This is a genomic window from Ruegeria sp. D4, assembly GCF_056534475.1.
Genome location: NZ_JBQFPJ010000001.1, coordinates 385,265 through 399,189 on the forward strand (window position 1 = coordinate 385,265; position 13,925 = coordinate 399,189).

A 13,925-nucleotide genomic window follows, 5' to 3' on the forward strand; every position below is an offset into this window, starting at 1 on the left:
GACAATTCAATTGACCGCTTTGGGGGCATCTGTCATTCAAAGATTTCAGGCAGAAGGGCCAGGAACATGAAGGTCATCATTTGCGGTGCGGGTCAGGTCGGCTGGCAAATTGCACGGCACCTTTCGGGCGAACTGAACGACGTGACAGTGGTGGACAACAATCCTGATCTGGTGCGACGCGCGACCGAAACGCTGGACGTGCAGGGTATCGCAGGCTTCGCCAGCTATCCGGATGTGTTGGAACGGGCCGGGGCCCGCGATGCAGACATGATCATCGCCGCGACCCACTCGGATGAGGTGAACATGGTCACCTGCCAGATGGCGCATTCGGTGTTTTCGATACCGCGAAAAATCGCTCGTCTTCGGTCCAAATCCTATCTGACAGCGATTCATGCGGACCTGTTTCGCCGGGACCATCTTCCCATCGACGTGGTGATCAGCCCGGAACGCGAGGTCGCCGCCGCCGCCATGCGCCGCCTGTCGGCCCCGGCGGCTTTTGACACCGAGATTTTCATGGATGGCAAGGCGCAATTGCTGGGCATCCGAGTGGATGAAGATTGTCCGATCATCAACACGCCGCTCAGACAGCTGACCGACCTGTTTTCGACGCTCAGCTCGATCGTAGTCGGTGTACGCCGGGACGGCACGCTGTTTGCACCGGAATCCGAGGATCAGCTGTTTATAGGTGACGAATGCTATGTCTTCACCAGCGTCAACGACGTCGAGCGCACGATGGACGTGTTCGGCAAAGCACAAAAGAAACAGGACCGAGTCGTCATTGTGGGTGGCGGCAATGTCGGCCTTGAAGTGGCTCGCACGCTGGAAGAACGCGAAAGCCGCGTGCGCGCCAAGATCATCGAACGCGACCGCCGATGCGCCGAACTGGCCGCAGAAGCGCTGGAGCGGACGATTGTTCTGAACGGCGACGGGCTGGATGCGGCATTGCTGCGGGAGGCTGGCATTGAACGGGCCGACGCGATGCTGGCCGTCACGGATGACGACCGTGCCAATCTGTTGGCCGCGGTACGTGCCAAGGCCGAGGGTTGCGCGATGGCGATCGCGCTGATCAACGATCCCAGCATGGTGGCGCTCATGGGGCCATTAGGGATCGACGCCTATATCAACCCGCGCGCGACCACCGTCAGCTCGATCCTGCGCCATATCCGTCACGGCCGGGTGCGGCAGGTCTATTCCATCGGCGATGCCGAGGCCGAAGTGATCGAGGCCGAAGTGCTGTCAACCTCTCCCATGGCGGGGCAGAGACTGCGCGACATCGATTTCCCCGAAGGCGTTCTGGTCGGCGCGGTGCGCAAGGGCGACGAGTTGCTGCGCCCGACCGGCAGCCTGCGGATTGATGAAAAGGATGTGGTGGCCATCTTTGCCATGGCCAAGGACGTGCCCGAGGTCGAGCGCTTGATGCAGGTTTCGATCGATTTCTTCTGATGGCACACGCGCGGACACAACGGATCGGGCTTTTGCGGCGTTTGCCGCTGTTTCTGTTGATTTGGGGAATAACCGCGTTCTCGATGTGGGTGCCCGCAGTCTACGCGCTGGTATTGGATGACCACGACACGTCGCGATCGTTCTTCTACTCGGGCCTGCTTGGACTGTTTCTTGTGGCGAGCATAGCGCTGGCCTCGTCCAACAGGATACCTCGGCGCGGCACATTGGGGCAGTTGGCCGTTCTGCTGGGCTGTTTTACCGTTCTGCCCGTGTTTTTGGCGATCCCGTTTCACGATGCGCTTGGCAACACCACCTTCCTGAACGCGTATTTTGATATGGTCAGTGCGATGACCACGACTGGCGCAGACCTGTTTCCCAACCCCGACCGCCTGACTGCACCGCTGCATTTGTGGCGGGCGTTCGTTGGCTGGATGGGTGGTTTGCTGATGTGGATTTCCGCAGCGGCGATTCTGGCACCGTTGTCCTTGGGCGGGTTCGAGATTACCGCGCAGGGTCAGCCGGGGCGACCGGTTTCCGGTGTTGCGCAAAGCGAGAAAGTTGACCCAAGGGGGCGCCTGTTGCGCGTGGCGCGAACCCTGACACCCGTCTATGCAGGGCTGACTGCGGTGGTCTGGATATTGCTGCTGATTGCCGGTGAAGTTGGCCTGACCGCCGTAAGCCACGCGATGTCGGTCATGGCGACCTCGGGCATTTCCCCGGTGGGCGGGATGGAAGGAGCCCAGGCAGGTCTGACCGGTGAGGCGATCCTGTTCCTGTTCCTGTTCTTTGCATTGTCAAGGCTGACGTTTTCGGCAGATACGGCGACCTCGGGCTACTCCCGGCTGGATAAGGACCCCGAATTCCGCATCGGATTGTTGATCGTGGTTGCCGTAGCAGCCCTGCTTTTCTTTCGCGTGCTGGCTGGTGTGAACGAAATCGACGGCCAGATGTCGGTGCTTCAGGGCCTTAAGGTGATATGGGGCATGACATTTACAGCCTTGTCTTTTCTGACAACGGCAGGATTCGAAAGCAGCAACTGGGACGATGCGCAACAGCTTTCGGGGCTGGGAACGCCGGGTCTGATCCTGATGGGGCTGGCCCTGATCGGGGGCGGGGTCGCCACCACGGCCGGCGGTGTCAAGCTGTTGCGTGTGTTTGCGCTTTACCTCAATGGCGCGCGCGAGATCGACCGGCTGATCTATCCGTCATCGGTCAGCGGCGTTGGCGGCGGGAACCGGCGCATTCAAACCAATGGCGCCTTCATCGCCTGGATCTTCTTGATGATGTTCGCGCTTACGGCGGCGGTGTTCAATCTGTTGCTCGCCGCCATGGGGGCCGGGTTCGAACAGGCAATGGTTCTGACTGTTGCCGCGCTGAGTACGACCGGCCCACTGATTGAACTGGCAACTGACGTTCCGATCCGGCTGATCGATATGACTGCAGGTGCAAAACTGACGATGTGCGCAGCAATGGTAATCGGCCGGCTTGAAACACTGGCGATCATTGCCTTGATCACCCCGGCCCTCTGGCGGGACTGACGTCGGGTCAGCAAAAGGAATTAGTGCCTGATTTTTAATCTGGAATATCTGTGAACTCCGCTCCATACTCACCCGGAGGGAGCGCGTTGGTCCGCAGCGCGTAGCAAGAACAATGGCGAGATTATAAAAATATGGCTTCGGACAGACAGAATCTTCAGGACGCGTTCCTGAATAATGTACGGAAAGCAAAGGTTCCGGTCACGATTTTCCTGATCAACGGTGTGAAATTGCAGGGTGTGATCACCTGGTTCGACAATTTCTGCGTATTGTTGCGCCGCGACGGACAGTCGCAGCTTGTCTACAAGCACGCGATTTCGACGATCATGCCGTCGCAGCCGATCAGCCTGTATGAGGGCGAAGACGCCTCTTGATGGAACATGAGAGGGCGCGCACCCGGGCCTGGGTGCTGCATCCCGAAATCAAATCAGATGAACAGCGCCGCGTCCCGGGACCGGCGCTGGAAGAAGCGGTGGCACTAGCCGCTGCTTTGCCCGATCTGGATGTGGTCGGGTCGGAAATCGTTCGCCTGCAACGGGCCCAGCCGGGGCTTTTTTTCGGAAGCGGCAAAATCGAAGAGCTAGGCGAGCGACTGCACGAGCACGATATCGAACTGGTTCTGATCGATGGCCCGGTGACGCCGGTTCAGCAACGCAATCTTGAGAAAGCGTGGAAGGTCAAGATCCTTGACCGGACCGGATTGATCCTGGAGATCTTCAGCGATCGGGCACGCACCCGCGAAGGTGTGTTGCAGGTCGAGATGGCCGCGCTCAGCTACCAGCGGACGCGGCTTGTTCGGGCCTGGACCCACCTGGAACGCCAGCGGGGCGGCTTGGGGTTTGTCGGTGGACCGGGCGAAACCCAGATCGAGGCCGACCGGCGTGCGATTGACGAACAGCTTGTGCGCCTGCGCCGCCAGTTGCAGAAGGTGGTCAAGACCCGCACGCTGCACCGCGCCGCGCGGGCCAAGGTTCCGTATCCGATTGTCGCGCTGATTGGCTATACCAACGCCGGAAAATCGACCCTGTTCAACCGCCTGACGGGTGCGGAAGTCATGGCCAAGGACATGTTGTTCGCTACGCTGGACCCGACCATGCGGCGGGTCGAGTTGCCCGACGGCCCCGAGGTGATCCTGTCGGATACCGTTGGTTTTATCTCGAACCTGCCCACCGAACTGGTCGCCGCATTTCGCGCCACGCTGGAGGAGGTGCTGGGTGCCGATCTGGTCGTGCATGTCCGCGATATCAGCCACGAGGACACGGACGCACAGGCACAGGATGTCGAGGCCATTCTGACCTCGCTGGGGGTCGATGATGAACGGCCCCGGCTGGAGGTCTGGAACAAGATCGACCTGATGACTGACGACGAACGTAAGGCCGCTTTGGCGCGTGCAGAACGTGATGCTTCGATCTTTGCCATCTCGGCAGTGACCGGCGAAGGCGTCGAGGCGCTGCTGGCCGAGATTGCAACCAAATTGCAGGGCGTGCGGCATAAGGAAACTTTGACGCTGGGGTTTGCCGATGGCGGCAAGCGCGCGTGGCTGTTTCGGCAGGATGTGGTCCGGTCCGAGCAACAGACCGAAAACGGGTTCGAGATCACGGTGCTTTGGACCGCGAAGCAAGCGGCGCAATTTGCTGCTCTTTGATCCGGGGTCTGGTTTTGACGAAGGAAGACAGCAAGAAGGTCTATTTGAGTGGGCACATCGCTGTGCCTGCCGAAAGGCTTGAACAGGTCCGTGCCGCGCTTTCAGAACATATCGCGCTGACGCGCGCCGAACCCGGTTGTGTCACCTTCGAGGTCGCTGAGGATCCGGGCATCCCCGGTCAGTTCAACGTTCATGAGGTCTTTGAAAACCGGGCTGCGTTCGACGCACATCAGGAACGCATGAAAGCCTCGCGCTGGTTCATGGTTACAGAAGGCATTCCACGCAAGTATTCGATTACCTCGGAATAACCCGGTCTGGACTTGTGCCTATCGCCCTTCGATTTGACGCTGATAGTCATCGGCGTCGAACCAATCCAGTGAAGACTGGACTTCATGATCGGCCGTCAGTTCCCATTCTTCCCAGCCGCGGGTGACGACATGGTTTCCGGTTTGCGCATGGTGCCCTTCCAGCGTCCAGACAAAAATCGCGTGATTTCCGGCCCAACGCAGCATATCGCACCTGACTTCCAGATCGGGAAATTCTGCGAAAAGGCCACGCGCCATTTCAGCAATCGCCGCGCGACCTACGATCGGGTCTCCCCGGTTGATTGAAATCTGGCCGTCTGATGCAAAAAAACTGGCGACGGCATCTGCGTCGCCCGAACTCCATGCAATCGCATAGTCGCGCGCGAGATTGTTCAGCCTGTCCTGAATACTGGCCATCTGTGCCCCCGGTCCCAAATAGTCCGCCCGCAGATCGTAGGCGAAAACACCCGTTTGCGTCCACGTCCGCGCAAAAAAGGGGCAAGGTCTTGCCGACGAGGGGTATTAACGCGGGATCAGGTGGGTGACACCGACGGCCGCGGCACGGGCCAGGTCGATGTCCAGAGACATTGGTAGATACTCTCCGCGCCGCCACAGTTGCGCCTGATCGTCGTAATAGCGTGACAGAAAATGGCCCGATTGACCCGTGGCGGTAATAAAGACCGAACTGTCTGGGTCGGCGAAGTCATAGACGCCGCGATAGCCTGCGCCATGTACGTTCTGGAACGGGTCGAGCCCTTCGCCCGAGGTTCGGCCGCGCAGCAGGGTGTTGTCTCCGCCGCTGGTCGATTGACGAATGTTCACGAAATAGCGCAGCACCGGAACCGAACCCAGAACCGGGTGGTCATGGGTGGCCTGATGCGCGTCGCCCCAGCGCAGGGATTCCAGGGCGCTGCCGTAATTCTCGGCAATCCAGATCAGCGCATCGTCCAGCGCCAGTCTTGCCATGTCGGTGCAGGTCTCAACCGGCGCACTTTGACGGACGTCGCACCAGACCGAGGCCCCGTCGATATCGCGGTAGACCCTTTCGATAAACAGCGGTTCGACATGTTTGAACTCGCTGGCCAGCGGGCCAAGTTCATCCGCGATCAGCCGGTTCTGCAGCGCGCGCAGCCATGCCGCATAGATCAGCGGTTCCGGCAGATGCTCGTTCATTTCGCCGTTCCACTCGGCCAGCAGGGCCAAGGCGATCTGGCGCTGACGTTCCGCTGTGCCGACAGGAGCGGATTCCCCGGTGAACCACAGGTCCGCTCCAATCAGGGGTAACAGAGACCGGGCGGTGAAACTTACGGTGTCGAGCTGCGCCTCGATAAAGCTGTCGCGGGTGTGCACTTCGCGCGACTGCATCAGGCGTTCCCAGCGATGGACCCGCTGGGTGTCGCCCCATTCATACGACACGTGCTGAGGGAAGGGGCGGTCTATGATCTTGTTGTTGGTGTTACCCAGAACGCCGCCCCTTGGGGCCACGAACTCTGGGTTGTCGGCATAAGGCATGCGGCCTTGCCAGCGGTTCTCGGCCAGCCAGCCGGGGGTCGGAATGCGGCCCTTGCTTTGGTTGCGCAGGTCGCGTTGTGGCATGGCGCCAATCAACTTCATGGCGATCGTGTCCTTGTCCACCAGTGACAGGTTTTGCGACGGCGAGATGAAATCTTCGGCCGCCGTGATGGCCTGCTGCACCGTATCCGCGTTCATCAGCGCCATCGAAGCGGTCATCGACGTGTCACGCGGGCTAAGCGCCGTCCACGCAAGCGAGGCCACATGTCCCTTTGGTGTGATCGTTTCCAGATCGTAGTGAGTGCCGGGCAGCACCGGGCCGTTTTCCGTCCAGCGCAGGGTCAGAGTGATGGGCGGCTGGTCTTTGATCTCGATGATCGACGGGCGGGTCTGGAATGTTTTGTATCCGTCCGGTGTCAGGTATTCTTCGGGGTTTTCCGGGTTCAGTTGTTCGATATGGACATCCTGATCGTCCAGATAAGATGAGGTCAGGCCCCAGCCCAACCGGTCGCTGCGCCCGGTCATGATGGCGGGAATGCCGGGAATACTCGCGCCGATCACGCCGCCTTTGGCCAGCCCCAGTCGTGCCAGATACCACACGCCGGGTGCGGTAAAGCCAAGATGTGGGTCGTTCGCAAGCAGGGTTCCGCCACTGGCAGACCGCGATGGCGCGGCGCTCCAGGCATTCGACGCACCGGCAAGGCCGCGTTTTGGAAAGGGCGAAAGCGGGTTGTCAGGCATCGACGTTCCCCGCGCGTATCGGGGCAGGCCGGGGAACAGGCCGGCATATTCGGGCAATGCGGCGATCCCCGGGCCGGGAACGTCGGGCAGTATGTCCGCCAGTCGGTCCGGGTTATTCAGCATCAGTGATGTACGTGCGCGCAGCACCTCGTCCTGCAAATGGCCCGACAGTTGCAGGCCCATCAGTTTGATTACGGCGATGCTGTCCCCCGGTTGCCAGGGGGAGACAGGGGCGTTGAACAGGAACATCTCGGGTGCGCCGCGCCCAAGGGCCTTGTCGTTGATTTCATTCAACCGGGCGTTCACGCCAGCGGCGTAGGCTTTCAGCGCGGCTTTGGTGTAGTCGTCCTGAACCTCGACAGAACGATGGGCCAGTCCATAAAGGTCGAGACGGCGCAGCAGCTTGTCGATATTGACAGTTCGAGCACCGAAAATTTCCGACAGACGCCCCTGCGCGGTGCGGCGCATAACGGTCATCTGCCAAAGACGATCTTGCGCATGCACATATCCGAGGCCGAAGAACACATCCGGATCATTTTCGGCCAGAATATGCGGCACGTTTGATGTGTCGCGCACGATTTCAACCGGGCTGGTCAGGCCACTGACCTTAAGGGTCTGATTGTATTCGGGCAAAGACTGGCTGGCGAGGAAATAGACCAGTGCAACTGCCGCCACCGCCAGCAGGACAAGACCCGACGTGATGCGCACCAGCCAGCGAAATACAAGACCCATCCTTGCCCCACAGTTTATTGGTATTCGTTTGCGGCGAGAGTAGTGGAAGGCGATCCCAACCGAAAGAGGAGCCGAACAACAATTTCCGTGTCGTCAACGCAAAAAACGTAAGCCCCGCCACTGCTGAACGACACGTGGCGGGGCTCCGCAGGAGGGGGAGTGGTAACCCGGTGTTACGGAATGATACGCGTGTATTTGATGCCTTCGACGGTCGCCCCGAACAGCAGGCCCGCCTGACCAAAGACCGCCGCGATCACAGGCGTGCGCAATGTCGTGGTGCTGGCCCCGACGCTGCTGCCGGTTGCGTCGACCACATAGCCGATGTCCGCGCCTGCGGTCCAACCGTTGGAGCGGCGGAAGTCGTTCAGCGCGTCTTCGGTCATGAAAAACAGAACATGCGCGTATTGCTGCGCGCCGATCTGCAGCCCGGCTGAGCCTTTGACAGCGGAATAATAATCGACTGTCGCACCCTGAACTCGCAATGCGCCCTGGCCAAAACCGCCGCCGAAGATGAACCCGGCTTCGGTGATCAGAGGCATGACAAGCATACCGTTCGCCTTGCTGGCGATCTCGATCGTGTTCGGGTACTTACTGTACATTTCGTTCAGCGTCGCATCGACACGGGCGTCGATGGTCGCTGCGTTGGTGTTGCCGACGCCGTTCCCGCAGGCGGCGGTAAATGTCAGCCCTGCCATGCCAAGTGCAAAGCCGCGACGACCCAGTCGGGGGGAATTGGAACTGCTCATGTTTCCTGTCTCTGTAATAAGTGCCTGATATGTCGGGTGTTCCCGATCTTGTGTGCAAGAATACGCCGATTGCGCCCGGCTGTCACGGGAAAGCTGCGGGTCAGGGGCCTTCAATCGGCGAAAAATTGCGACAGGGCGGGGTTTTAGCCTTGCAGAAGGCGCGCTACTTCGGGCGCGAAATAGGTCAGAACTCCGTCACAGCCCGCGCGTTTGAACGCCATCAGACTTTCCAGCATCACCTTCTCGCCATCGATCCATCCGTTCTGGGCCGCCGCCCGGATCATCGCAAACTCGCCCGACACCTGGTAGGCATAGGTCGGCGCGCCAAACGTGTCTTTAACCTGACGGCAGATATCAAGATAAGGCATGCCCGGCTTGATCATCACCATATCGGCGCCCTCGGTCAGGTCGCGTTCGATCAGACGCAGCGCCTCGTTCGAATTGGCCGGGTCCATCTGATAGGTCTTCTTGTCGCCGGTCAGTGCGCCCGATGCGCCAACCGCATCGCGGAATGGACCGTAAAACGCGCTGGCATACTTGGCGGCGTAGCTGAGAATCATGACGTTGTGATGCCCCGCAGACTCGAGCGCGTGGCGCATCGCACCGATACGTCCATCCATCATGTCCGACGGGCCGATGATGTCCGCGCCAGCATCCGCCTGCGCCAGCGTCATTTTCACCAGTGCTTCGACCGTGCGGTCATTTACGATCTCGCCATCGACGACATACCCGTCATGGCCGTTAATGTTGTACGGATCCAGCGCCACATCGGTCATGACGGCGATATCGGGGGCAGCATCCTTGATGGCACGAATGGCCCGGTTCGACAGGTTGTCAGGATTCCACGCTTCGGCGCAGTCTTCGGTTTTCAGGGCGCTGTCGGTATAGGGGAAAATACAGATTGCTGGGATGCCAAGCGCCTGCGCCTCGACGGCGGCGTGGGCGATCAGATCGACCGATCGGCGCACGACGCCCGGCATTGACGGCACCGGTTCCTCGACCCCTTCGCCGTCGCGCACGAACACCGGCCAGATCAGGTCATCCGGCGTCAGCGTATTCTCGCGGACCAGCCCCCGGATCGCCGCAGACTGGCGGGCCCGGCGGAAACGGGCGAGCGGATAGGGGGCGATGGTCGGTTTCATGGCGCGTTCTCCTTGAACAATCGTGCTTTGGGTGGCATGAAAACGCGTAGGTCTCAAGGGTAACAATCGACGCGGCATTGTGACAAAACCCCGTAAGACAATGTTTAAGGGGTTATGGCTTGGACTTATACTCTTCGATTACCGAAGTCATTGATTTGCGAAGCTTCTCGAACCTGTGGTTCTGGATCGCACTGGCTGTCATGTGGTCATCAGTGAGCCATTGGGTTCTTGGCGTGCCCTATGATCTGATCGTGCGCGCGCGACGCTCGGGCGGGCAGGCCGAAACGGACCTGATGGATATCGTCCGGATCAACACGAACCGTATGCTTTACATCATGGACATGTCCGGTGCCATTTTGTTTGCGATTTCGTGTTTTGTGCTGACCGGGCTTGCGATATCGGGCTTTTATTATGGGGTGGAGTTCGCGCAGGCTGTTTTCCTGCTGATGTTTCCGATGTCGATCGTGGTCATGCTGTATGTGGCGACCGCGCGTCGGCTGCAGCAGATCCCGAAACCTGACTTGGTCATCCGGACCCTGATGCGATGCAGGCTGTACACCCAGTTGATCGGCATGTTTTCGATACTGGTCACGGCCTTCTGGGGCATGTATCAGAACTTTTCTCTGGGACCACTGGGATAGACAAGTCGGAAAGGCGAGGCGATGAAGGCTGCGGACCACGTAACAGTTGGCGGAGCCCCCGAAGGGTTTGACGCGCAGCTTGTTCTGAAAGAGATTTCGCGGACCGGCGGTCCGGTGGCCCATGTCGCACGTGATGACAAGCGGATGGAGGCGATGCGGGCCGCGCTGGCCTTTTTTGCACCGGAAATGCCGGTCTTTGTGTTTCCCGGCTGGGATTGCCTGCCTTACGATCGGGTTTCACCCAACGCCGATATTTCGGCCACACGGGTGGCGACTCTGGCGGCGCTGGTGCATCAGATGCCGCAGCAATTCGTGCTGTTGACGACCCTGAATGCCGCAACCCAGCGCGTGCCGGCCCGTGAGGTCCTGCGCGAAGCGGCCTTTACTGCGCGGGTCGGGCATCGCATTGACGAAGACGCATTGCGCAATTTTCTGGTTCGCATGGGGTTCACCCAAAGCCCCACGGTAATGGAGCCCGGCGACTATGCCATCCGGGGCGGGATCATCGACATATTCCCGCCCGGTGAATCCGGCCCCGTTCGTCTGGATCTGTTTGGCGATGTTCTGGACGGTGCACGCCGGTTCGACCCGGTATCGCAGCGCACCACCGAGAAACTGCAAATTGTCGAACTGGCCCCGGTATCGGAAGTCATTCTGGACGAGGCCGCGATCACCCGGTTCCGTCAAAACTATCGTATTGAGTTCGGCGCCGCAGGTACGGACGACCCGCTTTACGAAGCGGTCAGTGCCGGGCGCAAGCATCAGGGGATGGAGCACTGGCTGCCTTTCTTCCATGACCGGCTGGAGACACTGTTCGACTATCTGTCCGGTGCGACGATCCTGCTGGATGATCAGGTTACGCCCGCGCGGCTGGCCCGGTGGGACAGTATTGCTGATCAGTATGAAACCCGCAGGCTGGCGCTGGAAAACCGGTCGCGCATGGACACGGTCTACAAGCCAACTCCGCCAGCCTTGCTGTACTTGGATGACGGGGCCTGGGAACAGGCTGTTGCAGACCGGCGCGTGATGCAGTTCAGCCCGTTGCCGCAGGCAAGCGGACCGGGCGTGATCGACGCAGGTGGCCGGATCGGGCGCAATTTCGCCCCCGAACGACAGCAGGAAAACATCAGCCTGTTTGGCGCACTGGCCAGTCACATCACCGACAAACTGGCCAAGGGGCCAGTTCTGATCGCGTCCTATTCCGAAGGCGCCCGCGAACGCCTGACCGGTCTGATCGAGGATGAAGGCCTGGCCGAGGCGATCCCGGTGAAGGACGGCACTCGCATCGGCAAGCGCGGGTTGTACTTGGCTGTCTGGGCGCTGGAGCACGGGTTCGAAACCCCCGGTCTGACGGTGATTGCAGAACAGGATGTTCTGGGCGACCGCTTGATCCGGCAGCCAAGAAAACGCCGCAAGGCCGAGAATTTCCTGACCGAGACCCAATCGCTCAGCCCCGGTGATCTTGTTGTTCATGTCGACCATGGCATCGGTCGCTACATGGGGATGGAAGTGGTGACGGCAGCTGGGGCCGCGCACGAATGCCTTCTGCTGGAATACGCGGAACAGTCCAAACTGTATCTGCCGGTTGAAAACATTGAGTTGCTGTCAAAATACGGTCACGAAGAAGGTCTGCTGGACCGTTTGGGCGGTGGCGCCTGGCAGGCCAAGAAAGCCAAATTGAAAGAGCGCATCCGCGAAATGGCGGACAAGCTGATCCGTATCGCCGCCGAACGCGCCCTGCGCAAGGCTCCGGTCATGGACCCGCCGCCGCATGCGTGGGAGGAGTTCAGCGCCCGTTTCCCCTATCAGGAAACCGACGACCAGTTGCGCGCCATTGCCGAGGTGATGGAGGACATGCATTCAGGCGCGCCGATGGACCGCCTGATCTGCGGCGATGTGGGCTTTGGCAAGACCGAGGTTGCAATGCGCGCGGCATTTGTCGCTGCCATGTCCGGTGTTCAGGTGGCGGTTGTTGCGCCCACGACGCTGCTGGCCCGCCAGCACGCGGCCAGCTTCAGGGACCGTTTCAGAGGGTTCCCCCTGGAGGTCCGGCAGCTCTCGCGCTTTGTTTCGGCCAAAGAGGCGCAGCAGACCCGGGACGGACTGGCGCGGGGAACGATTGATATCGTGGTCGGTACCCATGCGTTGCTGGCCAAGGGTATTCGGTTCAACAATCTGGGCCTCCTGATTATCGACGAGGAACAGCATTTCGGAGTGGCGCATAAAGAGCGTCTGAAACAATTGCGCTCGGACATTCACGTGCTGACCCTGACTGCCACGCCGATCCCGCGTACTTTGCAACTGTCGCTGACAGGCGTGCGCGATCTTTCGATCATCGGCACCCCGCCTATCGACCGTCTGGCCATCCGTACCTATGTCAGCGAATTCGATGCGGTCACTGTCCGCGAGGCGCTGCTGCGCGAACATTATCGGGGTGGGCAGAGCTTCTACGTGGTGCCGCGAATATCCGATCTACGCGAGATCGAGGAATTCCTGAACGAACAGCTGCCGGAACTGACTTATGTCATCGCTCATGGCCAAATGGCGGCTGGCGAGCTCGATGACCGGATGAATGCTTTCTACGACGGCAAATACGATGTGCTGCTGGCCACGACGATTGTGGAAAGCGGTCTGGATATTCCGACCGCAAACACCATGGTCGTGCACCGCGCGGATATGTTCGGCCTTTCGCAGTTGTATCAGATACGGGGCCGGGTCGGGCGTTCGAAGGCCCGCGCCTATGCTTATCTGACCACCAAGCCACGCCAGAAGCTGACCGCCACGGCTGAAAAACGCCTGCGCGTTCTGGGTTCGCTGGATACGCTTGGCGCAGGTTTCACCCTTGCCAGCCAGGATCTGGACATTCGTGGTGCAGGCAACCTGCTGGGCGAGGAGCAGTCCGGCCAGATGCGCGACGTGGGCTATGAACTGTATCAGTCGATGCTGGAAGAGGCGATTGCCAAGATCAAAGCCGGTGAGATGGAAGGGTTGTCGGATGCTGATGATCAATGGGCTCCGCAGATCAATCTGGGTGTGCCGGTCCTGATCCCCGAGGATTACGTGCCGGATCTGGATGTACGGCTGGGCTTGTATCGCCGCCTCTCGTCGCTCTCGACCAAGGTCGAGTTGGAAGGGTTTGCAGCCGAACTGATCGACCGCTTTGGCACTCTCCCGAAAGAGGTGAACACCCTGATGCTGGTCGTGCGCATCAAGGCGATGTGCAAGCGGGCGGGGATCGCCAAACTGGATGGCGGACCGAAGGGCGCGACGATCCAGTTCCACAACGACAAGTTCGCCTCGCCTCAGGGATTGGTCGATTTCATTCAGAACCAGCGCGGACTGGCGAAGGTCAAGGACAACAAGATTGTTGTGCGCAGGGATTGGAAGAAAGAGAGCGACAAGATCAAGGGCGCGTTTGCCATTGCCCGCGATCTGGCCGAGAAGGTGGTTGCCGTGAAGAACAAGGCCAAGGTCTGAGCGTCG

11 protein-coding genes are annotated in these 13,925 nt (G+C 60.0%); 7 read left to right on the plus strand and 4 right to left on the minus strand.

Annotated features, from left to right (window positions below; translation table 11 throughout):
• The first annotated feature begins 66 nt into the window (after nucleotides 1–66).
• The 5 genes from trkA to ACR0MI_RS01975 all read left to right on the plus strand — a co-directional run bounded on the left by trkA (nucleotide 67) and on the right by ACR0MI_RS01975 (nucleotide 4,931).
• On the plus strand, nucleotides 67–1,443 hold the full coding sequence (gene trkA, locus ACR0MI_RS01955; RefSeq protein WP_170610754.1) for a Trk system potassium transporter TrkA: 1,377 nt from the start codon (nucleotides 67–69) through the stop codon (nucleotides 1,441–1,443).
• The gene (locus ACR0MI_RS01960) at nucleotides 1,443–2,981 is read left to right on the plus strand and encodes a TrkH family potassium uptake protein (protein ID WP_170610757.1); all 1,539 of its coding nucleotides are present in this window, start codon (nucleotides 1,443–1,445) and stop codon (nucleotides 2,979–2,981) included. The genes trkA and ACR0MI_RS01960 overlap by 1 nt, the downstream gene beginning before the upstream one ends.
• A 131-nt stretch (nucleotides 2,982–3,112) precedes the next feature.
• Nucleotides 3,113–3,352 (plus strand): RNA chaperone Hfq, encoded by a 240-nt coding sequence (gene hfq, locus ACR0MI_RS01965; RefSeq protein ID WP_010440340.1) that lies wholly within the window; start codon nucleotides 3,113–3,115, stop codon nucleotides 3,350–3,352.
• On the plus strand, nucleotides 3,352–4,623 hold the full coding sequence (hflX, locus tag ACR0MI_RS01970) for a GTPase HflX (protein WP_170610760.1): 1,272 nt from the start codon (nucleotides 3,352–3,354) through the stop codon (nucleotides 4,621–4,623). Before hfq ends, hflX begins: the two co-directional genes overlap by 1 nt.
• Before the next feature lie 14 nt (nucleotides 4,624–4,637).
• Nucleotides 4,638–4,931, plus strand: coding sequence for a putative quinol monooxygenase (locus ACR0MI_RS01975; RefSeq protein WP_170610763.1), 294 nt, complete (start codon nucleotides 4,638–4,640; stop codon nucleotides 4,929–4,931).
• 18 nt (nucleotides 4,932–4,949) lie between these two features.
• Here the strand turns inward: ACR0MI_RS01975 and ACR0MI_RS01980 are convergent, their stop codons facing one another.
• The 4 genes from ACR0MI_RS01980 to hemB all read right to left on the minus strand — a co-directional run bounded on the left by ACR0MI_RS01980 (nucleotide 4,950) and on the right by hemB (nucleotide 9,801).
• Entirely contained in the window at nucleotides 4,950–5,345 is a 396-nt protein-coding gene (locus tag ACR0MI_RS01980) for a nuclear transport factor 2 family protein (protein ID WP_170610766.1), read from the minus strand.
• 105 nt (nucleotides 5,346–5,450) lie between these two features.
• Nucleotides 5,451–7,913, minus strand: coding sequence for a penicillin acylase family protein (locus ACR0MI_RS01985; RefSeq protein WP_170610768.1), 2,463 nt, complete (start codon nucleotides 7,911–7,913; stop codon nucleotides 5,451–5,453).
• A 173-nt stretch (nucleotides 7,914–8,086) separates the two neighbouring features.
• Nucleotides 8,087–8,659: a lipid-binding SYLF domain-containing protein gene (locus ACR0MI_RS01990; protein ID WP_170610771.1), complete on the minus strand. Its 573-nt coding sequence runs from the start codon at nucleotides 8,657–8,659 to the stop codon at nucleotides 8,087–8,089.
• Nucleotides 8,660–8,802: 143 nt separating this feature from the next.
• Complete coding sequence (gene hemB / locus ACR0MI_RS01995; protein WP_170619164.1) at nucleotides 8,803–9,801, minus strand: porphobilinogen synthase; 999 nt, start codon at nucleotides 9,799–9,801, stop codon at nucleotides 8,803–8,805.
• 119 nt (nucleotides 9,802–9,920) lie between these two features.
• Here hemB and ACR0MI_RS02000 point away from each other — a divergent pair, with 119 nt between their 5' ends.
• Both ACR0MI_RS02000 and mfd read left to right on the plus strand, forming a co-directional pair.
• Complete coding sequence (locus ACR0MI_RS02000; RefSeq protein ID WP_170610777.1) at nucleotides 9,921–10,442, plus strand: component of SufBCD complex; 522 nt, start codon at nucleotides 9,921–9,923, stop codon at nucleotides 10,440–10,442.
• 21 nt (nucleotides 10,443–10,463) lie between these two features.
• Nucleotides 10,464–13,919 carry a transcription-repair coupling factor gene (gene mfd, locus ACR0MI_RS02005; protein ID WP_170816565.1) on the plus strand — a complete coding sequence of 1,152 codons (3,456 nt, stop codon included), beginning with the start codon at nucleotides 10,464–10,466 and terminating at the stop codon, nucleotides 13,917–13,919.
• Nucleotides 13,920–13,925 lie beyond the last annotated feature (6 nt).

Coding starts and splice junctions, on each gene's coding strand:
- hfq (WP_010440340.1), top strand. CDS start 3,113: ATGGCTTCGGACAGACAGAATCTTCAGGACGCGTTCCTGAATAATGTA.
- mfd (WP_170816565.1), top strand. CDS start 10,464: ATGAAGGCTGCGGACCACGTAACAGTTGGCGGAGCCCCCGAAGGGTTT.
- ACR0MI_RS01990 (WP_170610771.1), bottom strand. CDS start 8,659: ATGAGCAGTTCCAATTCCCCCCGACTGGGTCGTCGCGGCTTTGCACTT.
- ACR0MI_RS01960 (WP_170610757.1), top strand. CDS start 1,443: ATGGCACACGCGCGGACACAACGGATCGGGCTTTTGCGGCGTTTGCCG.
- trkA (WP_170610754.1), top strand. CDS start 67: ATGAAGGTCATCATTTGCGGTGCGGGTCAGGTCGGCTGGCAAATTGCA.
- ACR0MI_RS01985 (WP_170610768.1), bottom strand. CDS start 7,913: ATGGGTCTTGTATTTCGCTGGCTGGTGCGCATCACGTCGGGTCTTGTC.
- hflX (WP_170610760.1), top strand. CDS start 3,352: ATGGAACATGAGAGGGCGCGCACCCGGGCCTGGGTGCTGCATCCCGAA.
- ACR0MI_RS01980 (WP_170610766.1), bottom strand. CDS start 5,345: ATGGCCAGTATTCAGGACAGGCTGAACAATCTCGCGCGCGACTATGCG.
- hemB (WP_170619164.1), bottom strand. CDS start 9,801: ATGAAACCGACCATCGCCCCCTATCCGCTCGCCCGTTTCCGCCGGGCC.